At 43.0% G+C, this 22,209-nt stretch carries 22 protein-coding genes; 8 read left to right on the top strand and 14 right to left on the bottom strand.

Features of this window, described 5'->3' with window-relative positions; genetic code table 11:
- Nucleotides 1-102: 102 nt before the first annotated feature.
- On the bottom strand, nucleotides 103-1,296 hold the full coding sequence (locus DZ860_RS01455) for a glycine C-acetyltransferase (RefSeq protein ID WP_120029132.1): 1,194 nt from the start codon (nucleotides 1,294-1,296) through the stop codon (nucleotides 103-105).
- Between the two features lie 435 nt (nucleotides 1,297-1,731).
- On the opposite strand from DZ860_RS01455, the gene DZ860_RS01450 reads away from it, so the two are divergent.
- On the top strand, nucleotides 1,732-2,655 hold the full coding sequence (locus tag DZ860_RS01450; protein ID WP_120029131.1) for a LysR family transcriptional regulator: 924 nt from the start codon (nucleotides 1,732-1,734) through the stop codon (nucleotides 2,653-2,655).
- Nucleotides 2,656-2,720: 65 nt separating this feature from the next.
- On the opposite strand, the gene DZ860_RS01445 is transcribed toward DZ860_RS01450, so the two are convergent.
- The 8 genes from DZ860_RS01445 to DZ860_RS01410 form a co-directional block, all read right to left on the bottom strand.
- Nucleotides 2,721-3,044 carry a DUF2834 domain-containing protein gene (locus DZ860_RS01445; RefSeq protein WP_120029527.1) on the bottom strand — a complete coding sequence of 108 codons (324 nt, stop codon included), beginning with the start codon at nucleotides 3,042-3,044 and terminating at the stop codon, nucleotides 2,721-2,723.
- Nucleotides 3,045-3,262: 218 nt separating this feature from the next.
- Nucleotides 3,263-4,363, bottom strand: coding sequence for a YjhT family mutarotase (locus tag DZ860_RS01440; protein ID WP_120029130.1), 1,101 nt, complete (start codon nucleotides 4,361-4,363; stop codon nucleotides 3,263-3,265).
- An 82-nt stretch (nucleotides 4,364-4,445) separates the two neighbouring features.
- Entirely contained in the window at nucleotides 4,446-5,606 is a 1,161-nt protein-coding gene (locus tag DZ860_RS01435) for an N-acetylneuraminate epimerase (RefSeq protein WP_120029129.1), read from the bottom strand.
- A 316-nt stretch (nucleotides 5,607-5,922) separates the two neighbouring features.
- The gene (locus DZ860_RS01430) at nucleotides 5,923-6,756 is read right to left on the bottom strand and encodes a MurR/RpiR family transcriptional regulator (RefSeq protein WP_120029128.1); all 834 of its coding nucleotides are present in this window, start codon (nucleotides 6,754-6,756) and stop codon (nucleotides 5,923-5,925) included.
- Nucleotides 6,757-7,223: 467 nt separating this feature from the next.
- Entirely contained in the window at nucleotides 7,224-8,114 is an 891-nt protein-coding gene (locus DZ860_RS01425) for a dihydrodipicolinate synthase family protein (RefSeq protein WP_120029127.1), read from the bottom strand.
- 70 nt (nucleotides 8,115-8,184) lie between these two features.
- Nucleotides 8,185-9,468 (bottom strand): TRAP transporter large permease, encoded by a 1,284-nt coding sequence (locus tag DZ860_RS01420; protein WP_120029126.1) that lies wholly within the window; start codon nucleotides 9,466-9,468, stop codon nucleotides 8,185-8,187.
- A gap of 6 nt (nucleotides 9,469-9,474) precedes the next feature.
- Nucleotides 9,475-9,984: a TRAP transporter small permease gene (locus DZ860_RS01415; protein WP_120029125.1), complete on the bottom strand. Its 510-nt coding sequence runs from the start codon at nucleotides 9,982-9,984 to the stop codon at nucleotides 9,475-9,477.
- Nucleotides 9,985-10,061: 77 nt separating this feature from the next.
- A complete protein-coding gene (locus tag DZ860_RS01410; RefSeq protein WP_120029124.1) occupies nucleotides 10,062-11,027 on the bottom strand; it encodes a sialic acid TRAP transporter substrate-binding protein SiaP in 966 nt (321 codons plus the stop codon).
- Between the two features lie 246 nt (nucleotides 11,028-11,273).
- On the opposite strand from DZ860_RS01410, the gene DZ860_RS01405 reads away from it, so the two are divergent.
- Genes DZ860_RS01405 through nagA form a run of 3 tightly spaced genes read left to right on the top strand, consistent with a single transcriptional unit; the run spans nucleotide 11,274 to nucleotide 14,046 of the window.
- Complete coding sequence (locus DZ860_RS01405; protein ID WP_120029123.1) at nucleotides 11,274-11,972, top strand: putative N-acetylmannosamine-6-phosphate 2-epimerase; 699 nt, start codon at nucleotides 11,274-11,276, stop codon at nucleotides 11,970-11,972.
- Nucleotides 11,972-12,865 (top strand): N-acetylmannosamine kinase, encoded by an 894-nt coding sequence (locus tag DZ860_RS01400; RefSeq protein ID WP_120029122.1) that lies wholly within the window; start codon nucleotides 11,972-11,974, stop codon nucleotides 12,863-12,865. The genes DZ860_RS01405 and DZ860_RS01400 overlap by 1 nt, the downstream gene beginning before the upstream one ends.
- Before the next feature lie 26 nt (nucleotides 12,866-12,891).
- A complete protein-coding gene (gene nagA / locus DZ860_RS01395; RefSeq protein ID WP_120029121.1) occupies nucleotides 12,892-14,046 on the top strand; it encodes an N-acetylglucosamine-6-phosphate deacetylase in 1,155 nt (384 codons plus the stop codon).
- 122 nt (nucleotides 14,047-14,168) lie between these two features.
- Here the strand turns inward: nagA and DZ860_RS01390 are convergent, their stop codons facing one another.
- On the bottom strand, nucleotides 14,169-14,552 hold the full coding sequence (locus DZ860_RS01390) for a cytochrome b562 (protein ID WP_120029526.1): 384 nt from the start codon (nucleotides 14,550-14,552) through the stop codon (nucleotides 14,169-14,171).
- A gap of 638 nt (nucleotides 14,553-15,190) precedes the next feature.
- Between DZ860_RS01390 and zwf the strand changes: the two genes are divergently transcribed.
- The 4 genes from zwf to DZ860_RS24355 all read left to right on the top strand — a co-directional run bounded on the left by zwf (nucleotide 15,191) and on the right by DZ860_RS24355 (nucleotide 19,567).
- Nucleotides 15,191-16,693 (top strand): glucose-6-phosphate dehydrogenase, encoded by a 1,503-nt coding sequence (zwf, locus tag DZ860_RS01385; RefSeq protein ID WP_165862840.1) that lies wholly within the window; start codon nucleotides 15,191-15,193, stop codon nucleotides 16,691-16,693.
- Entirely contained in the window at nucleotides 16,690-17,406 is a 717-nt protein-coding gene (gene pgl / locus DZ860_RS01380) for a 6-phosphogluconolactonase (protein WP_120029119.1), read from the top strand. The genes zwf and pgl overlap by 4 nt, the downstream gene beginning before the upstream one ends.
- A 50-nt stretch (nucleotides 17,407-17,456) precedes the next feature.
- The gene (gene gnd / locus DZ860_RS01375; RefSeq protein WP_120029118.1) at nucleotides 17,457-18,905 is read left to right on the top strand and encodes a decarboxylating NADP(+)-dependent phosphogluconate dehydrogenase; all 1,449 of its coding nucleotides are present in this window, start codon (nucleotides 17,457-17,459) and stop codon (nucleotides 18,903-18,905) included.
- Between the two features lie 521 nt (nucleotides 18,906-19,426).
- Nucleotides 19,427-19,567, top strand: a complete 141-nt coding sequence (locus DZ860_RS24355; protein ID WP_165862826.1) for a hypothetical protein — start codon at nucleotides 19,427-19,429, stop codon at nucleotides 19,565-19,567.
- Nucleotides 19,568-19,755: 188 nt separating this feature from the next.
- Here DZ860_RS24355 and DZ860_RS01370 read toward each other — a convergent pair whose 3' ends face one another.
- The 4 genes from DZ860_RS01370 to DZ860_RS01355 form a co-directional block, all read right to left on the bottom strand.
- Nucleotides 19,756-19,935: a hypothetical protein gene (locus DZ860_RS01370; protein ID WP_120029117.1), complete on the bottom strand. Its 180-nt coding sequence runs from the start codon at nucleotides 19,933-19,935 to the stop codon at nucleotides 19,756-19,758.
- Between the two features lie 258 nt (nucleotides 19,936-20,193).
- The gene (locus DZ860_RS01365) at nucleotides 20,194-20,961 is read right to left on the bottom strand and encodes a sulfite exporter TauE/SafE family protein (RefSeq protein WP_120029116.1); all 768 of its coding nucleotides are present in this window, start codon (nucleotides 20,959-20,961) and stop codon (nucleotides 20,194-20,196) included.
- Between the two features lie 180 nt (nucleotides 20,962-21,141).
- The gene (locus tag DZ860_RS01360; RefSeq protein ID WP_133305428.1) at nucleotides 21,142-21,669 is read right to left on the bottom strand and encodes a DUF6279 family lipoprotein; all 528 of its coding nucleotides are present in this window, start codon (nucleotides 21,667-21,669) and stop codon (nucleotides 21,142-21,144) included.
- A complete protein-coding gene (locus DZ860_RS01355; RefSeq protein ID WP_120029114.1) occupies nucleotides 21,650-21,970 on the bottom strand; it encodes a hypothetical protein in 321 nt (106 codons plus the stop codon). The genes DZ860_RS01360 and DZ860_RS01355 overlap by 20 nt, the downstream gene beginning before the upstream one ends.
- Nucleotides 21,971-22,209 lie beyond the last annotated feature (239 nt).

The following is a 22,209-nucleotide window of genomic DNA, read 5'->3' as shown; positions in this document are numbered from 1 at the left end:
TTAAGCAAACACTCGCTAGTAATAAAAAGACTTCACCGAATACCTAAGTATTACGGAAAAGTCTTTAACTACAAATCTTGTTCAATACGCGATGAAAGGGATTTAGATAATACCCATGTCTTTACCAACTTGAATGAACGCATCAATTGCGCGATCAAGTTGCTCGCGGCTATGCGCTGCTGACATTTGCGTACGAATACGCGCTTGGCCTTTTGGTACTACTGGGAATGAGAAACCAACTACATAGATGCCTTTTTCCAATGCGCGTTCAGCAAATTCAGCGGCAACTTTTGCATCACCAAGCATGATTGGAATAATCGCGTGATCTGCACCACCCATTGTGAAACCAGCCGCTTCCATACGAGCACGAAAGTGTGCAGCATTTTCCCAAAGGTGGTCACGTAGGTCACCACTTTCAGCCAATAGGTCAATAACACGGATAGAAGCATTAACGATTGCAGGTGCTACTGAGTTAGAGAATAGGTATGGACGAGAACGCTGACGTAGCCAGTCGATCACTTCTTTCTTACCAGAAGTGTAACCGCCTGATGCGCCGCCCATTGCTTTACCTAGGGTACCAGTGATGATGTCGATGCGATCAATCACATCGTGATATTCGTGTGTACCTGCGCCATTTTTGCCCATGAAACCCACAGCGTGAGAGTCATCAACCATAACGAGTGCGCCGTACTTATCTGCAAGATCACAGATAGCTGGTAGGTTTGCTACCACACCATCCATAGAGAATACGCCATCAGTCACAATAAGCGTGTGACGAGCACCCGCTTCTTTAGCCGCGATCAATTGCTGCTCTAGTTCTGCCATGTTGTTGTTTGCGTAGCGGAAACGCATCGCTTTACATAGGCGAACACCGTCAATAATTGAAGCATGGTTAAGTGCATCAGAAATGATAGCGTCTTCTGCGCCAAGAATGGTTTCAAATAAACCTGTGTTGGCATCAAAACATGATGTGTAAAGAATAGTGTCTTCTTTACCTAGGAACGCAGATAGTTTTTGCTCAAGCTCTTTATGAATGTCTTGAGTACCACAAATAAAGCGAACTGACGCCATGCCGAAGCCATGTGCGTCCATACCCGCTTGGCCTGCTTCAATTAGCGCAGGGTGGTTTGCTAGACCTAGGTAGTTGTTAGCGCAGAAGTTTAGAACTTCTTCGCCAGTAGAGATTTTAACAGCAGCTTGCTGCTGTGAAGTGATAATGCGTTCAGATTTGTACAAACCTTCTGTTTTCACTTCTTCGATTTGTTGCTGGATTTGTTCGTAAAATGCAGAGGACATTTCAAATTCCTTCCTAGTTATTATTTTTGCGTTCACTTAACTGTGAGTCGCCGTGCCTTAAGGCTTAATTTGTTTGTGTGCTGGATGTTCTATCAACACACGACAACAATAGTCTTAAGTGTAATCTAGGAGAGGAATTTGCATTATCCCATCAGGTGGAAAAACATTATTGAATTGAATTCACAAATCGGTTTTACTTGGGTCCATCAACGACAAGCGCGACAGAGGCAAGTAAACATACAGCGACAGTGGCAAACATAATAATTTCAAACGTTGACCACATTTCGAGCATTAAATTGGCATACAACATATTCGCCTCCTCGGTGTGTTGTCTAAGTTGTTGCTGAGTACAAACATACTGCTGAATTCACTGTAATAAAGAGACGTAAATCGCAAAAAATCCTTATTTACAATAATTTAAAAATGTGAAAACTTATGATAAATCCGAAACTTATAAGCTTATTACCGGAGCTGGCCTCCTTCATTCTCGTGGTAAATGAGGGCAGTTTTACTGCCGCTGCAAAAAAATTAGATGTAACACCATCGGCGTTAAGTAAGCTGCTTACAAGGCTTGAAAAATCCCTCAATGCGAAGCTATTTGAACGTACGACACGAAAATTGGTCATTACTGAGACTGGTCAAAAAGTCTATGACCAAGCAATGCTGATGGTGAACGCTGCGCAACATGCTGTTGAGCTATCGAATGCCGATCACACTCAGCTATCCGGCTCTATTACTGTGGCTGCGCCGGAAGCATTTCTTAATTCGGTATTACAACCTTTGGTGATCCCATTTCTCAGCCAATACCCCGACATTCAGTTAAAACTGCGTGTTGCAGATGGGGAAATGGATCTGCTTCGAGATCGCATAGACATTGCATTTAAACTGACCGACAAACCCGATGAAAACTTGGTGCTTAAAGAAATCGGGACCACGAATCTCGTCTTGTGCGCTAGCCCTGCTTACCTTGAAAACCGAGGTACGCCTGAGCGCCCTAGTGACTTAACTGAACATGATTGTCTCTATCTCGCTGAAACAGAACGTGACCATGTTTGGGATTTTTTCAAAGGCGATGATTTCCACTCGATCTCGGTGACTGGGCGCTATGCGGTCAATCATTCTCAGATGCGTCTAACTGGGGTTAAAAATGGTCTTGGAATCGGTATATTCCATGATTTTGTGATTACGGATGCCGTCGCTTCTGGGCTGGTGATTCCAGTACTCAGTGATTGGACAATCAAGAGTAACTACCATGGCGCAATTGCGATGCAATATCCTCAAACTCAATATATGCCAGCTCGCTTAAGAGCGTTCATTGATTTCGCCGTACGTGAGTTAAGCAACAAGCTCACCAGTTAAAACCGCAATAAATTTCGGGTAGCTGCGTCTGAACTAATTGTGCTTATTTATTACTGTTCCTCTTGCTACGAAAGCCATCGTCTAGAGGATTGTTTTTCTTTTAAGTACAAATAGAGCGGTAACCCGAAAGATACCCCTACAACCAACGTACCGATAAGCGCTAACCATGTATGTTTAATGTGATAACGACTACCATCTGAAATGATAAAAATAAATACTACGAAAACCGAAACGAAGACATCCAACCAAGCAAAAGCACTGATTGGGTTCACTAATGCTTCGCTAATCAATAACGAAAGGTCAGCGCCATTAGTCTGTAACCAAGGAATAAGTGCCGCGTAAGGTAATAAAATGCCTAATAGTGCAAAAAACAGATAGAGTTTAGCCATCATCATTCCCCCTAAATTTTGTAAATAAGACTGAGCTAGCGTTTGGTTTACTGTCGATTAGTCGACACTATTAATTGTGCTGATAATGCTCAACTTTTTATTTCAATGCCAACAAATTGTCGATCTCTGAGAGCCACTTAAAATCAAATGAATGTTGGTTATAAAAAAATCCGCACAAGGGGGGAACTAGTGCGGATATCATTCACTTTAATAAATAGTTAACACACTAATAGTTGGCACTCCGTGAGTGCCTCTCCTGTTTCTCTTTCACCTCCTACAATAATCACACCTGAAGTTGTCGAAACACAGACACCATAAGCTCGACCTATTGTCATATCACCTATATGTGCCCACTTACTGCCATCAAATTGCCAAACTTTTTTATCGTATTGTTTGGTCAATCCCTGATGGCTATACCACTGCCCTTTCTTATAATTTGCCTGACTACCTCTAAAATAAGCACCACCAGCAACGAACCATTCGCCATGATATGCCGAGCAAAAAGCGCCAGCTAAACCTTCGTGGTCGTGATCTGTTTGGTGAATAGAAGTGAGTTCTAGAGTGTTTTTCAGCTCACTATTATCAAAACTAAACTGCTTCACCTGGCGGCTTCTTAATCCGGGTTTAACTTCGCCCTCTATGAGCGTGATTTTATCGCCCTCAACAATAGCGCCAGCACCACAATTGGCTAGAAATGGGTTCTGCGCGATTCGGTGCCACTGTTTCGTTTCTGGTGTGAAACTCCAGATATCTTGATTCCATTGATACTCTTCAATAGCAGACGACATAAAATCAACTAAACATTGTGATTTCATTTCGCTATTGCTAAGCAATGGCTCTGTATTTAACGCATGCATAAGGTGGTCAAATTTGTGCTTATTGTACCCACCAAAGAACACCAACTGACCGTTAGTAAGCTGAAACCCTGAGCCACCTAATAACCCAACTGGAATATCGTCACACACCTTGTGCCAACAATCTTGCTTCGAGTTATAGAAGTAACCATCGGTTAATACGATCGGGTACTGGGGGATCTGTTCTGGTTCACACCCAGCCCCCGAAAAGACATAGCAACCATCAGATGTCGAAATCACGACAGCATCGTTACGTGGGCAACCCGGAAACGGTGCTTTTTCCTGCCAACCAATCCCGTTTATTGGGCTTAACTCTTTCGTAGCCAGGGCATCATTAACATCTAGCGCAATCCAGCGCTGACCTAAACTTCCAAGTCCACAGTAGATCGTGTCACCAAATGTAACCCCCACTCCGTTTTTAAAACCCACCGGTAAATCAGGCAACGAGCGCCATTGTATCGACATGCTGCTATCTCCTCGTCGTTGTAGCGTGTCTATTGATCACTTTTTTATTGATCCCTAGTCATGAATTGCTAGTCATTAATGTCTAATCATTGATATCTACGCTGTTGCCATTCCACGCGAGCATATACACTTTCGAACTCGCATTGCGCTCTGGTGTTTCACCACCCACAATCAAAACGCCTTCAGGTGTAGTAAAAGAAGCGCCATAAGCGAGCCCTTGAGGTAAGTCATTGGTTTGAGACCACAAACCATCTTTCTGCACGTAAATTTCTGGGTTATAGGCTTTCGCCAAACCGTTATGCGCAAACATCGAGCCTTTTTCAAAAGCGGCAATTGCACCATGGAAGTTCGCGCCGCCAGCAACTAAGGTCACACCATTACTTGTGCCAGCGAATGCACCTGCAACACCCTCTTGCATTGGGGCATTGTTAGGGGCAGGTAATGCATGCTCACTTTGCCATGGTTGCTCTGCACCAAAGCGGAATTGCTTCACTTCAGAGGTACGTAATCCAGGTTTAATTTCGCCGCTAACCAACAGCGCATTTTTACCCTCAGTGACAATTGCAGCACCACAATTAGGCACGTACGGTGATGTCCCTAGGTTTGTCCATTGATTAGTTTGAGGTGAATAGCTAAGTACTGAACGATTCCAACGATAATCAATCGGTTTCATTCCCATGTAATCATCAACAATTTTTTGCCACGCTTCTGGATTGGCTTCTTTATCAGTTGTCAAAACATCCGACAGGTACTGGTCAAAATAGGCTTTATCGTAACCACCGAAGAAGACAATTTGTTGATTATCAGGAGAGTATGATGCTGCACCTAACAAACCGACAGGCGAAGCGGTATTAACTTGACTCCAGCTATTTTTGTTGCCGTCATAACGATAAACCGTATCGAACAAAATTGGCGATTTATCATCACTTTGCACTTTGCCCGATCCACCAAAAACATACACATCGTCGCCAATAACAGAAGCAGTTGCTCCTCCACGATTCGGGCCACTAAACGAGGCTTGTTTCTGCCAACCTTTGTCTTTCGCGTTCAGATCCAGCATATAGAAATCGTTGCCCATAGCACCAAGGCCAACATAAAGCTTATTACCGACTTGGGCACTGATCCCATCTTTAATGCCTTTTGGCAGATCAGGCCATTGTTCGGCAGCAACAGCTGAACATGAGATAGCAATGGTTGTAGCAAGCAAAGATAACGTTCGTGGAAGATTGTTGATTATTTTCATTCTGGTGATTTCCCTATATTCCCTATAAGTCAGGTAATGTTCAGACAGGCTGCTTTAACATCCTACAGTCCGACCACTCACTGAAAGCCACTACCAAGATTGATTTGATAAAACGAGGATGACCAAGCCAATTGATTCAGTTTGTAAACTTGACTCATTCTTCAAGACATCTGTCTTGTCATCACCTTATTATTATCGATCAATGAAAAATAATTTCTTTGATCGCTGTAACAATAAAAATAATCTTCATCATTAATGATAAAAAAGCCCATCAGTTTTGACAGGCTCTTGAAGTTAATTAACGATTATTTTTTGATTATTTCATTAGTGGCACAACCACTTCGGCGGTTTCAAGTACCGAATCAGAATACTCTGGGTATTGATCTAATAGCGTGTTAACTAATACATCGACTAATAACAACGCCCCTACCTTTGAAGCGAATGCCCCACCGGTAAGTGGTCCCTCGGGTCTTGCTGCCACCAACATATCGGTAGAAATGGCCGATAACGGGCTATGAGATATATTCGTGAGTGCGACCACTGGGACATTGCGCTTATAAGCTTGTGTCGCCGCGTGGATCACTTCTTTGGTTGAACCCGAGCTAGATACCGCAAACCACAAATCCCCCTCACCACAACGCACAGCGTTCATTGCTGCAAGGTGAGTATCTTCATACATGTTGACTTTTTTGCCGATGCGTAACAATCGAAATGCTAAATAGCGCCCGACAATACTCGAAGCCCCCACCCCAACACAGCTTATAAATGTGGAGGAATGTACTAATTCACAAATTCGATGAAGCGCTTTTCGGTCAACTAACTTCGCCGTATCTTCTAAACTGGCTACAGCACTGCTTGCCGAAATATCACAAATATCACCCTCACACTCTGGAGCATTTGCACGGGCAGATTGGCTAAGATCAACGGCCAAAGCCATGCGAAAATCTGAATAACCCTTATAGCCAATATCACGACATAAACGAACAACCGTCGCTTCACTAGTTTCTGTATTTCGGGCTAAATCAGTAATAGTTTGAAACTGAACATCATGTGCGTTTTCAAGAATATAGTCCGCAACAATTCTCAGTTTTTTACTTAAAGGTTCAATATTCGAACGTAGTCTTACAAGTAGATTCTTAGGCGAGTTCATACACAGCCTCTATTTTCATTTTTATGCCGCCACAAAGTAGCAGAGTCGACGAGATATTGACACTCAAAACCATCGTTTCATTTGCTAATAAGTGTTACATGAAGCAAATCGCATCAATCACACGACGAATTTGCAATTTGCCGTCCAAACTGAGAGGTGAAATCGATTCGTCATACTAAAAGTTGCGGTGGTGTTAGCTATGTAAGTGCGCCCTGTCACATGGCTAGGTTACAGTCTCATAACTAAGCCAAGCTCCACAACTAAGCCAAGCCCCAAAATCAAGCTACCAGCCACATGGCTAAGATGGCTAAGCGATGCTCAAATGCTTTTCTTATTTTTCCACCTAACTGCATCTTTACGTTTGTTGGGGAGCCTTGGTTCAAAAAAGGGGCTTATGCCCCTTATCAATTTGAACCCCATTATCGACATCAGCTAAAACAACACTTTTGTCGTGTTAGATGCCAAACTTATAAGAAATCTGCATCGCGCATTTTCGCCAGTACATCAGCTTTTTGCTTCTCAGTCAGTGTGCGAATTGGCGTTCTAGGGTTGCCTGCATCAATGCCATGTAGTTGCATCGCCACTTTACCTGCGGCAACACCGCCGTATTCAACCAAAATACGAATAATAGCGATCACTTTATCCATCAACGCAGAAACTTTCGCTTGGTCGCCTCGGTTAAAGGCTTCGATAATTTCTAAATATAATGGTGCCGCGTAGTTATAAGTACTGCCGACTGCACCCACAGCCCCTACAGCAAGACCTGCTGGTAGAAACTCATCAACACCAAATGGGATATCATACTTACCATTTGCAACGCGGACACAGCGCTGGTATTCGTACAAATCTACGTGGTTAAATTTCGCGCCTGAAAGATTTTCAATACGCTCGCCACCTTTGATTAAAAACTGTTCTAGATCAAGGTTCACACCTGACATACCTGAGTGGTAGTAGTAGAACCCTTTTGACGGGGCTGCCGCAGCAATTTGCGCGCAGTAGTCAACTAAGTCATCCACAGAGCCAGGCTTGAAGAAGCACGGACCAATAGCTGATGTAGCAAGAATATCTAATGTTTCCGCATGTTCCGTTAATTCAACCGCATCAACAATACTTAATGCACCCGTGTGTAAAATAAGATCTAATTTACCATCAGCGGCTTTTACCCAGCGCTCTGCAATTGCTTTACGCTCTTCAACACTACAGTGGATTCCCTCTCCAGTGGTTCCACAGACATACGCACCTTTTACGCCTTGCGCGATAAGCACTTCTGCAATTTGGTCAATTGCACCAAAATTAACGTTATTATTATGATCAAATGGTGTGTGAGGAGCAGCAATGAGACCTGTCAATTTGTTCATTTTTCTATCCTAATTTATTAGAGCCGACCCACTCCGGCTCTATCTATATTTTATAATTCGTTATTTACAGCTATTGACCATAGCCAAGGAACATTTCAGGTAACAGCAAAGTAAATTGCGGGAAAATAGCAACCAGCGCGAGTACGATAAATAGAGGCACTAGCAGTGGAAGAACACCGCGAGTCAATACGTGGAATGGAATATCACCGACTCGAGAAACCACGTATAGAGCCATCCCCATAGGTGGCGTCAAAATACCAATCATCAGGTTCAAAATTGCCATTACACCAAAGTGAACTGGGTCAATCCCTACTGACACAGCGACCGGAACTAAGAATGGAACCAACAACAACAACAGTGCCAATGATTCAATGAACGTACCCAAGAACAGCAACAATAGGTTGATTAGAAGCAACAGAACCAACGGATTATCACTAATCGTCAGGAAGAACTCAGCCAACATTTGCGGCAATTGCTCACGAGCAACAATCCAACCAAACACCGTTACGCCCATAACCATTAAGGCAACAACCGCCGTGTTATTTACTGTCTCTTTTAGAATGTCGATAAAGCCTTCAACAGTTAATTGCTTATAAACCACCGTCCCTAAAAACAATGCATAAAGCGAGGAAACCGCAGCCGCTTCTGTAGGGGTAAATTTACCTGAGAAAATACCACCAATGATGATAATTGGCGTTAATAGCGATAAGAACGCTTCTTTAAACGCAATCAAACGTTCACGACCACTTGCGCGTGGTAGCACCATATAGCCACGTTTTTTACAGATGTAATAACTCATCACCATCAAAGCGATACAACACATTAAGCCCGGAATGGCGCCCGCTAAGAACAACGCACCAATTGATGTGCCTGATACCACACCGTAAATAACAAGGGGAATTGATGGCGGAACAAGAGGCCCAATAATACAGGATGCTGCGGTTAGGCCACCGGCAAAGTCATCATCGTATTTCGCATCACGCATTGATTTTATTTCGAGTTGGCCTAGGCCACCCGCATCAGCAAGCGCCGAGCCTGACATGCCTGAAAACAAAAGACTCGCCATAATGTTCACGTGGCCAAGGCTGCCAGTAATATGACCCATCATAGATTTAGCGAAGTTGAAGATACGTTCAGTAATACCCGCACTATTCATTAAGTGGCCGGTTAGTACAAAAAATGGAACAGAAAGTAAGGTAAAATTATCGACGCCAGTGATCATTTGTTGAGCAGCAAAATTAATACCGGGACTGCCCGTCACTAATAAGAAAACTAACGCGACGAAGATAAGGGAAAACCCAACTGGCATACCTGCAAATAGCAGAGCTAACCAGCCAAAAATTGAAGTTGCCATGACGTATTACCTCTGAGCGATCTGTGAATCTGATGCAACCGTTTCTTTATCACTATTTGAAAACTGCTTAGCGATGCCGACCATTTTTTGCACTTGTCTAAACACCATAAACACGCCGCCAATAGGCAAAGCGTATGTCTGCCATGCACTTGAAACACCTAAAGTAATCAATTCGAAAAATGCAGTACGCTGAACGTGTTGATAACCAAGATAAATAATGGCAAAAATAGAAAGCAATACAGCGAATTCGAGTGACAAAACCAAAGCTAGTCGCGCTTTCTCAGGCAGTTTATCGGAGAAGAAAGTAATGTTTACGTGAGAGCCTCGCTTGAGAGCCATCGCACAACCAATCATGCACATATACATAAATAGAACTCTGGCGAGTTCTTCACTCCAAAGTGAGGGATCATTCAGTAGCCATCGACTACCAATCTGCCAAGTTAATACCACCAATAAAGCGGCCATTAACGGAACAGTAATGATCTCTTCTATATTATCGATTATTTTTCGTAGCATTTAGGACTCCATGGCTGGCCAACATTGACCAGCCTAGACATTGACACTTAAGTAAAAACTTTCGTTAGAAAGGCCACTTACATTGCAGCAAGGTTTTTCACCACTGGCTGGCCAATTTTGTCATCAAACTCAACATAGAGAGGTTGCATCGCTTCACGGAATGGTGCCAAGTCAGGGTAAGTGACCTTAACGCCCTCTTCTTCAAAGAACGCCACTAATTCCGCTTCTTGTTTTTCTACAAAAGAGGTATGTGCTTCGCCTGCTTTAGCAACGGCTTTGTTGACGATTTCACGCTGCTCTTCGTTCAAACCCTGCCATGTTGATTCTGAAATGATCACCATTTGATCATTAACGATATGATTGGTCATCGCTAAGTTGGCTTGCACTTCGTAGAACTTCATTGTTTTGATCGCTGGCAATGGGTTTTCTTGACCATCAACGGCGTTAGTTTGCAGAGCTAAGTAAACCTCAGAAAATGCCATTGGTGTCGGTGAAGCCCCAGACAGTTTGGCAAAATTCAAGTTCGCTTTTGCGTTAGGTACACGCAGTTTAAGACCTTTGAAGTCTTCGATACTGTTAAGAGGGCGGTTAGAAGAGGTTTCGCGAGTACCGTTATACCAAGTGTCTAGAGCACGCCAGTTATACTTAGTTAGCATTTCTCCGCGAATTTCTTGCCCGAAATCTGAATTAAAAATACGCTGCAGGTGAGCAAAATCGCGTACAACATAAGGCAACATCACAGCTTCAGCGCGTGGGATCCAAAGACCCATACGGCCAAACTCCGCGTAAGTGATGTCCAAATCACCCATTGATAGTTGCTGTAACATTGCTCGGTCATCACCTAGCTGAGCACTCGGGTAAATTGCCACTTTCATTTCACCGTTGCTTAGCTCTTCAATGGTATCTGCTAGTAATTTTGCAGAGTTATATTCCACCGAGCCGACTGACGGTTGCATACCCATTTTTAACGTTGTTTCAGCCTGTACTGATAGTGCCGTTCCCAGAGCAAGCATAGCGATAGTAATTTTATTCATGGCTTTCATATTATTCCCTTTTTGATTTCTCTACCTAGTTTCACCTGTTTCAAAAAACTTTTTTATTTTGTTTGAAAAAAATCTTCGTTATGGATTATCATGTCGGTGAAGATATTTTTCAAATCAACTTTTATTGAAATGTGATCATGGGCGAAAATTCATCAGTGTGGGAAAGCGACACCTAGCTCAAGTGAACTGTGAAGGCAAGCCGATTGCTTCACCCCGTAGTAGATACGTCTTACTGAGAGGCCAAACGTGAGTACAATTAAAAATAATATCAATGAGTTAAAGAAGTACCTCCAAGGACAAACCATTGTCTCCATACAACCTGTCGTGAGCAGCCCATTGGATAACACAGAGATGATTGTTGCGATGGCTAAAGCGGCACAACAAGCTGGGGCGCATGCTCTTAGAATAGAAGGTGTCGAAAACGTTTCAGCAGTTGCTCAAGCCGTTACCGTACCAATTATTGGAATTATTAAACGTGACTTGCAGGACAGTCCTGTACGTATCACACCATTTCTTTGTGATGTTGATGCTCTTGCGAATGCGGGTGCGACAATTATTGCATTTGATGCCACAGATCGAGTTCGCCCTGAATCTCGCGCTGCGATTGCTGCAGCAATAAAAAACACCCATTGTTTCGCAATGGCTGACTGCTCAAACTATGAAGATGGTCTCTGGGCACATGAACAGGGCGTTGAAATCATTGGTTCTACCCTATCGGGTTACTGTGGTGATGAAGAACCTACGGAGCCTGATTTTGAACTGGTACGACAGTTTTCTTCTGCCGGTTTCTTTACCATGGCAGAGGGTCGCTACAATTCACCCGAGTTAGCGGCAAAAGCAATAGAAAACGGCGCAGTGGCAGTAACTGTCGGATCCGCCATCACTCGTTTAGAAGTGGTAACTCAATGGTTTAACGAGGCCACTCGCGCTGTAGGAGCAAAATAATGCAAACACTTGCGATTGACATCGGCGGTACAAAAATCGCGTTGGGGTTAGTAAGTAATGGACAATTGGTGGAGCGCCGCCAACTGCCAACCCCGACTGCGAAATCGGCGATACAGTTTGCCGAAACCATTTTGGAACAATGCCAAGATTGGCTTGCCTTGGTTGAAAACATCGGCATATCCACCACAGGCCTCGTAACCGAACAAGGTATCAGTGCGATTAACCCTGATACCCTCGCTTTCCCAACCCCATTCCCTTTGCATCAAGCCATTGAGCAATGCACTGGAAAGACCGTCGCCATGCTTAATGATGCGCAAGCGGCCGCGTGGTATGAATACGCTCAATTACACGCCATTAAATCGGCTTTTGAAGAGCCAAAAACCAAAAACATGGCGTACATTACGGTCTCTACTGGTGTGGGTGGCGGTTTAGTCATTGATGGAAAGCTTCACAAAGGCGTCAACAATTTTGCTGGCCATATTGGCCATACCATCATTGATATTAACGGGCCTATCTGCGGCTGCGGTCAGCAAGGGTGCGTCGAAGCAATAGCATCTGGAACGGCAATCGAAAAGCAGAGTCGAATCGATATTTCTCCAGCCATCGACAACAAAACCTTATTTGCAACAGCTGACACTAACCCAATTGCTGAAGCGATCATTCAGCGTAGTTGCCAAGCAATTGCGGCATTATGTTGTAACCTTAAAGCGAGTTTAGATCTCGATGTAATCGTGTTAGGCGGTGGCATTGGATTCGCGACTGGTTATATCGACCGATTAGAGCAATTGATGGCTCTGCGGCCTGCTCCATTTCAGGTCAAAATAGTGCCTGCTCAAGGGGATTATGACGCCTGCTTACTTGGCGCTGCGTATCAGTTTATTCACATTGACTAGCGTTGATAAAAACCAAGGAAAGAACCATGACAATGAAAGCCATCTCAGCGTCTCGAATCTTTGACGGTGAGCAATATCATCACAACTGCGCACTGGTTTGGGACGAGCAACACCTGATTAGTATCCTCCCTTTAGAGCAGCTAGATAGTGACATCGATTGCACCCACTACCCAGATGCTCTAATTACCCCGGGATTCATTGACCTGCAAGTCAACGGTGGTGGTGGCGTCATGTTCAATAGCGACACCAGTGTTGAGAGCATTGATAGAATTTGCGCAGCTCATCGACAACATGGAACCGCTTATCTGTTGCCCACGCTGATTACCGCTACTCCTAAAAAAATGGCAGATGCGCTTAATGCTGCTCAAGCAGCTATTGAACACAAAGTTCGTGGCGTATTAGGTGTTCACTTAGAGGGACCTTGGCTCAACGCAGGAAAAAAAGGAGCACATGATGCGAACTTGTTTTCCACACCGAATATTGAACAGTTACAGCAACTTCCTTGGTTAAAAGATGGCGAAGTTTTGGTGACACTCGCGGCTGAAAATGTCTCGATGGAGGCATTAGAATGGCTCAATCAACACGGTATCCACCTTTCTTGTGGGCATAGTAACGCTCAGAGTAATGATCTGACAGAACAAAAACTAAGTACCATTAATGGTTTTACCCATTTATTCAATGCAATGTCCCCGATGGAGGGACGAGAGCCCGGTACGCTAGGCACCGCCCTAATGGCGGATCATGCATGGTGTTCAATCATTACTGACGGCATCCATGTCCATCCACAAAATGTTTTGCTATCACAACGGCTAAAACCTACTGGAAAATTATTAATCATCACCGATGCGATGGCGACGGTGGGGAGCGATACGGACTATTTTGAGCTCGATGGCGAACGCATTTCGATTATTGACAATAAATTGGTCAATGCGGCGGGCAGTTTAGCAGGCGCGCATATTGGCATGGATCAGTCGGTTGCAAATGCAGTGCTATGGGGTATTGAAGAAGCCGAAGCACTGCGCATGGCCTCCACCTACCCTGCACAGGCATTGAAATGTACCGATCTCGGAGTGCTAAAGCGAAATGCTCGCGCTGCTGCGACAATTTTAGATGACCAACTAAAAACTCAAGCCGTTTTAGTTGATGGTGAACTGTTTGAGCTAAATCACACCACTATTTGATCAGGAAATCTCTTGAATTTGGTTTGGTTTGGTTTGGTTTAACAGCATCAAGCATCACTACAGTGACGAAAACACAAAGAGGCCACTAGCGGCCTCTTTTTACATCTTAAATAAAGAGGAATCTAACCGAAAATCTTGCTCCAGATGCTCGGGTTACGCTTATCATGGTATTCCTCTCGCAAATCATCTAATTGCTTCAGTGACGTCCGTGCAGCTTCTAGTCCTTTACTATCAAGATCTTGTTGAACTTGATCGACGGTAACCAACAATCGGTCAAAGCCCTCCATATATAAATCTTGCTTCTCTGGTGGATATTCCCCTTGTTTTGACGATTGAATGAGCGACTTAAACTCACTGAGTGCCTGCTGCATCTCTACCGTCGTGGTGGACTCTACCGCTTGTTTAAACTCGACTTTCATCTGTTTCATATTGCTTTTTAAGTCAACGTCCGCTGCGATTGAATGAGCCGAAAAAACCAGTGCACTGAACAAAATCCATTTTTTCATAGTTGAACCCTTGTGATAAATAGCCACGTTCGATACATCAAAACCTAACGCTATGATTTGTTGATGGTTAATAACTGATGGCGCGATCAAGGAAGTCAGTTTACTCAATTCTATCAGCGGATCGGGAAAAAATTTGTTTCAAACTACAAACATAAACCTCGAATTAGAGCTAAAACACGCAGCCTACCTACTACTTTGACACACAAGGGAAGCTCCAACTTTTCAAATATCCATTACACTGTAACAAGCCGAAGATAAAAAATACGCGACATAAGCTGGTGATAATCTAAACAGTTCACTTTTAAGCGGGCAAATTAGCTCGGCTCAAATTGATGTTTCTCCAAAATTGGCTGATCACGAACAATAATATTTGAATAAAACAATCAACAACTTAAGCTCAAAATTACTCATTATTTAATCGGTTGCGCGTTAGGTTATTGATGTCTCTCTCATTGTCATAGACAATACGCTGCCACGTTGAGATTTATCTCTATAAGCGAACTTATTCATTATTCGGTTCTACCTATCAGAGTAATAGGCGTGAACTATTTTCTATAGCTGTGTGTTATTGGTAGTTTAATCGGCTTAAAGAGCCGTTGTTGGCACACACTATGTACATCGTTTTGAAGGGAAAGATGATGGTAATTCCAGAAAACAGCAGTATCGTTATTTTTGGTGCTTCAGGGGACTTAACCTATCGCAAGTTAATTCCTGCCCTATACCACCTTTATTCAAACAATCAGCTCCCTGCTAATTTTGCTATCCTCGGTGTTAGTCGCACTGAGTACAGTGATGAGTCTTACCGCGCAAAACTGAAGAACTCTCTTCAAGAAATGGAAAAGACCGAACCGGCAACATTAGATGCTTTCATTGAGCACTTGCATTATCAAGCCATCAACACTTCCGATGCAGACGATTACAGCAAACTTGTTACTCGCCTTGATCAGTTGGCTGATAAGTACCAATTTGACCAGCGCAACACGCTTTTCTACCTAGCGACTCCGCCAAGTCTTTACAGCGTTATTCCAGCAAGCCTTGCGGCTCATGGTTTGAACGATGAAGCTGACGGCTGGAAACGCCTCATTATTGAAAAACCATTTGGTTACGATCTTGCGTCCGCGAAAAAGCTCGATAAAGAGATTCATGAGCACTTCCAAGAACATCAAATCTACCGTATCGACCACTATCTAGGTAAAGAAACCGTACAAAACCTATTGGTCCTTCGCTTCTCGAATGCGATGTTTGAACCGCTATGGAACCGTAATTTCATCGATTATGTTGAAATCACCGGTGCTGAATTCCTTGGGGTTGAAGAACGTGGTGGATACTATGATGGTTCAGGTGCCGTACGCGATATGTTCCAAAACCACTTATTGCAAGTTCTTGCAATGGTTGGCATGGAACCACCTGCTCAAATCAATGCGGATTCAATTCGTGACGAAGTGGTCAAGGTTTTACAATGTTTAAAACCTCTTGAAGAGCACGACTTGCGTAATAACCTAGTATTAGGCCAATACACCGAATCGGATGTACGTGGTCAACATTTACCAGGTTACCGTGAAGAGCATGGCGTTGCTGAAGATTCACGCACAGAAACGTATGTTGGCCTTAAAGCTTACATTAACAACTGGCGTTGGAATGGCGTACCATTTTATGTACGTACCGGTAAGCGTCTACCGACTCGTGTAACGGAAGTCGTTATTCACTACAAGAACACTCCTCACCCTGTTTTCGGTCAGAATGCACCTGAGAACAAATTAATTATTCGTATTCAGCCAGATGAAGGCATTCAAATGAGCTTTGGTCTGAAAGAACCAGGTGCTGGATTTAAAGCGAAAGAAGTTAAAATGAACTTCCACTATGCTGATCTTCCAGAAACTCAAATGCTGACAGCTTATGAGCGTTTACTGCTTGATTCATTAAATGGTGATGCGACGCTATTTGCTCGTACTGACGCAGTAGAAGCTTGCTGGCAATACGTGCAACCTATTTTGGATTTCAAACAAGATCCACAATCTCTGTTTGGTTATGCCTGTGGTACTTGGGGTCCAAAAGAAGCTTATGATTTGCTACAACGCGATGGTCGCGAATGGCGCTTCCCTTGTAAAAACCTCACAGATACGGATTACTGCGAACTATGATCAACCATAAGATCTTCCCAACGTCACAAGACGTGGTAGAAAGCCTAGCGAATGACTTAAAAGCGTTCAGTGAACAAGGTCAACCTGTTCATATTTCACTGTCTGGTGGCAGCACGCCTAAAATGCTGTTTAAACTGCTGGCTAGCGATGCTTATGCAAATAGTATTCAATGGCAAAACTTACATTTCTGGTGGGGCGACGAACGTTGCGTTGCTCCTGATGATGCTGAAAGTAACTATGGCGAAGCGAATGCTCTGTTATTTAGCCAAGTCAACATTCCAGCAGAAAACATCCACCGTATCCGTGGTGAAGAAGAACCGCAAGTTGAAGCAAAACGTTTTGCAAAAGAGATGGCGGATGTTATCCCTTGTGAAAATGGCACACCAGTGTTCGATTGGATTTTGCTTGGTGTTGGCGCTGATGGCCACACAGCATCGCTATTCCCTGGTGTGACTAACTACCAAGATGAAAACTTGTCTGTATTGGCATCGCACCCAGAATCGGGTCAGATCCGCGTATCAAAAACAGCAAAAGTATTACAAGCAGCAAAACGTATCAGCTATCTAGTGCTTGGCGCAGGTAAAGTTGACATCGTAAACGAAATTTCTACCATTCCGGCTTCTGAGTTACCTTACCCAGCAGCAAAAATTCAGTCAACGACTGGCGAAACAGAATGGTACTTAGATTCAGACGCGGCAGCGAAAATCGCCTAACATCATCGTTAGTGCACTAGCCCGTCCTTTAGAATAAACGGAGAGAAACAATGAAAGGTGATATCGGTGTAATTGGCTTAGCAGTAATGGGCCAAAACCTAATCCTGAATATGAACGACCACGGCTTCAAAGTAGTGGCTCACAACCGTTCTACTGAAAAAGTAGACGAGTTCCTAGCAGGTCCTGCAAAAGACACCAACATCGTTGGCGCTTACTCACTAGAAGAGCTAGTAGAAAAGCTAGAATCACCACGTAAAATCATGCTTATGGTTCGTGCTGGTGATGTGGTTGATATCTTCATCGACAAGCTTGTTCCTCTACTAGATAAAGGCGATATCATCATTGATGGTGGTAACACTAACTTCCCTGACACGAACCGCCGCGTTGCTGCACTTCGTGAAAACGGTATTTACTTCATCGGTACTGGTGTATCTGGTGGTGAAGAAGGCGCTCGTTTTGGCCCATCAATCATGCCAGGTGGCGCACCTGAAGCTTGGGAAGCAGTTAAACCTATCTTCCAAGGTATCTCTGCAAAAACGGATGCTGGCGAGCCTTGTTGTGATTGGGTTGGTAACGATGGTGCTGGTCACTTCGTTAAGATGGTCCACAACGGTATCGAATACGGCGACATGCAGCTAATCACTGAAGCATACCAGTTCATGAAAGATGGCCTAGGTCTATCTGCTGACGATATGCAAAAAGTTTTTGCTGAATGGAATACAACTGAGCTAGACAGCTACCTAGTTGAAATCACTGCTGATATCCTTGGCTACAAAGATGAAGATGGTGAAGCACTAGTAGAGAAAATTCTCGATACTGCTGGCCAAAAAGGTACGGGTAAATGGACTGGTATCAACGCGCTTGATATGGGTATCCCACTAACACTGATCACTGAATCTGTGTTTGCACGCTGCCTATCTTCACTAAAAGATCAACGTGTTGAAGCTGAGCAATTGTTCGGTAAAACTATCGCGCCAGTAGAGGGTGATAAGCAAGAGTGGGTTGACGCACTACGTCAAGCACTACTGGCTTCAAAAATCATCTCTTACGCACAAGGCTTTATGCTAATGCGCGAAGCATCAAACGAAAACGGTTGGGATCTTAACTACGGTAACGTAGCACTAATGTGGCGTGGTGGTTGTATCATCCGTTCTGCGTTCTTAGGTAACATCCGTGATGCATTTGATGCAAATCCAGAAATCGCTTTCCTAGGCTCAGATGCTTACTTCAAAGGTATTCTAGACAACTGTATGTCGGCTTGGCGTAAAGTTGCAGCTAAATCAATGGAAGTCGGTATTCCTATGCCATGTATGACGTCTGCGCTAACTTTCCTAGATGGTTACACGACTGCTCGTCTACCAGCTAACCTGCTACAAGCACAACGCGATTACTTCGGCGCGCACACTTATGAGCGTATCGACCGTCCACGTGGTGAGTTCTTCCACACTAACTGGACTGGTACAGGCGGTAACACAGCGTCTACAACTTACGACGTATAAATATTTAGTTGATTTTCAATTAAATACAATTATTTAGAGGCTCATTGAGCCTCTTTTTTTTACTCTAGAATTGAATAAATTAGTTCAACGACCTTATATAACCATCCCATAAAATAGGAGTATGAGTGCCTGAGCGCTTTTATCAACAACAACTACTACTCTTCACTCTAAATAATCATGCCTATATACCTGCATCAGGTTATTAAAAATCAATTCTGCATGCTCACCATTTCTGCATACTCAGCAATTGGTCATTCTTAGAATGCATTAACGGCTTGGTCAAATTGTTGAATTTATGAACTATGATTGATAAAGTCCGCTTCGTTTTGAATCATTGGCTTTCGAAGCAACCATATTTCGATCCAATCGGATTTCGAAGCAACAATACTTTGAAGCAATAATACTTTGAAGCAATAATAAACACGCAATACCCTGTGTAAGGTTGTCTACCCGCCAAATACAGATACAAAGTTTCTATACACTTTGATGTTAAATCGTTGTCGTAAATGTGAGGCTATAACATGACTACTAACAAATACTTTGTTTTCGCACCAGCTCAATCGTTCAAGGAAGAAAACGAGAATAATAAAGTCATCATCACGGAACTTGAGACGAAACGTAGAGAATTAGTAAAACAAGCTCAGAAATTGGGTGGGTTATAATTCTATTTTATCTAAGTAATTTAGGGATTATCTAAGTCACTGAGATATAGAGCGCCATCGGTTTTGGCGCTCTTTCAAAGCCACATATTTGTTTACTATGCTTATTGTTAAATAAGCTTACGTTAAACATGCTGACGTTAATCATGTTTGTGTTAGCCGCACTTATTAGCGATGTTTACTTACTATGACTAAGCGGGTTGTTTATGCCATTTACTGTGAACATACAACACAGCACCTACGCACAATGTAAACACGGAAACAAAAAGAAGCACTCGCATTTGTAAAAACCAGCCAAACACTGCGGCGAGAAACGCCAAGAATGTCACCATTCGACTGTTTGTCATTACTTGACCTAGTTTTCTTTCCATACAGCCCCCAACAATAACTTAGACCTCAAAAAGGCCGAAGTGGCGATATATATCAAGAGCAAAAAGAAACCATCGTATTGATATATAGCCAACTGCGGAATCTATTACACCTAAACAAAATAGGCGCTTTTATTGTCGCTAATCTAGGGAAAATATCTGCTAACAGGGTCAAAAAACTGAGGGTTTTTTGTACTATTGAACCGTTTTTGGAGCAGTATTAACAATCATCTGATGCAATCAATACATCGCACGAATCTATTAAGTGAAATAGACGTCATAGAAGAAATAGATCGTCATCACTACACTCGATACAGCGACAAACCCACGGACATAACTTGGGTCAACTTGGCGAGAGACTCTTGCTGCTATATACCCGCCCAATAATGTCCCTAGCATGACGACGCTCCCCCTCGACCAATCTATATAGTCATCGATAACAAAAATGACGATCGCCACAATCGAAACCGAACTCGACACTAAAAGCTTTAATCCGTTCATGAGATTGATGTCTTGGTAACCAGCCAAAATCAAATAGCTGAGAACAATGACGCCTAAGCCCGCATTAAAGAAACCGCCATAGGCGGATACCGCGACTAAAACGAACGCGAGGAAAAATCGATGGTACAGACTAAAACGGCTAGAGGCGTGAGACATCTTTGAGGTGAATTCGCTGATCTTTGCGCCAAAAATAAACAAAAGCGTAGCGAACAATAAAAGCCAAGGTATGACGTGTAAGAACTGTTCTTCTGAGGTAGACAGTAGTAAATAAGAACCAGCGCCACCACCTAACAAGCTCAGCAATACTAACTTGAATAATGAACCTTGGTGTTTTGCAATGTCTTTACGAAAGCCATAAGTTCCACTTAAATAACCAGCACATGCAGCAAAGGTATTGGTCGCGTTGGCGATAATTGGCGGAACCCCAACAAACATTAATGCAGGAAAGGTAATAAAGCTCCCTCCTCCGGCAATACTATTTAAAACGCCGCCTAAAATACCGGCGACAAACAACAACATCCAATCCATTGGTTCAACCCTTTAATCCCTTGTCCCATCATCCTTTGGGGCATGTATTCTAACGAACCACTAAAAAGTGCTATTCGTCCAAAGACGAGCTATGAATTTATAAGCTCTTCATATACGAATCATTCACATACAAGCTATAGGGTAGCGAGAATCAAGCTAAGTGTAAATTCGGCTTTTGATTCAACCAATATCATCAATCAAGTCACGCCAATAACGTAACTCTTCATGGAAATAATCAATTTGACGGGGCGTTAATGAATGGGCAAGCTTAATGACGTATTCGATTTGGGTTTGATTATTTCGTTGCAATTGACCGGCTAACTCGGGCGGATAGTACGTTTCTGATTCAAATAATAGCCGTTGAAGCTCTACATCAAACTGGTTGCGATCTTTTATCGTAGCGAACATCTGTTTGAGTTCAATTCGAATTTGAGTCTGAAACTCAATCCACAGCTCGTAAGGGAAAGAGGAGTCTTGACTCCACTGCACAATTAATCGTTCTTGCTCCAACGTTAATTCACCAAACCATAGTTCAAGCTGCTGCTCGACTTTTTGTTGAAAACGTTCCCTTTTCTGTTCAGCATCCAAACTCTGAATTATTTTCTTATAATCGATATGACGCTGACGAACCGTATTCAGTAAGTCTGTCAATTGCTCATTTGTTAGTGTCGGAATAAAGACCAGCAAGTCAGGATAAAGTCGCATCATCAAACGATGCACATGGCGCTCTGCCTTGATACTCTTCAATTGTTAACTGATTTAAATTAAGGCTAGATAGCCTCTCTAATTGCACAGCATACTGAGGAAGCTCTTCTTGTTTATGCCAATCCAGCAAAGAACCCAACGCGGGTTCCACCAGCAACTCCTGAGAACGAGACAAAGAGATAAGATCATCAAGTTGGCCTAATAAAAACCAATCAAGATTGTCATAAACAAATTTTTTCCCGCATCCTAATAAAGAAAAACAGAGTAAAATGACACTTAAATAACCGCAGGGTTTAGTTATCATGTTCCTCCGAATCGATGAGAGATATTTCTTCAAAGTTTAGGTGAAATAACGCCTTTTTTTGTTGTTTGTACAATATTTTTATTATGTAGTTCTATCCAAAGCCAAGAGCAAGAAACGAAAGTAATCATTTAATTTCAATAAATTAAAGTGTAGCGTTAACTTAGAGCTATAATTTCGGCGGACTCATTAGGCAAAATCACTTTGACTTTTGTGTCATCTCGATTCAAATTAAATTAACG

Origin of the sequence: Vibrio sinensis, assembly GCF_003605645.1 — a bacterium.
Classification (GTDB): Bacteria; Pseudomonadota; Gammaproteobacteria; order Enterobacterales; family Vibrionaceae; genus Vibrio; species Vibrio sinensis.
Note: the sequence above shows the minus strand (reverse complement) of the source record. Positions and strands in the feature narration are given on the sequence as shown.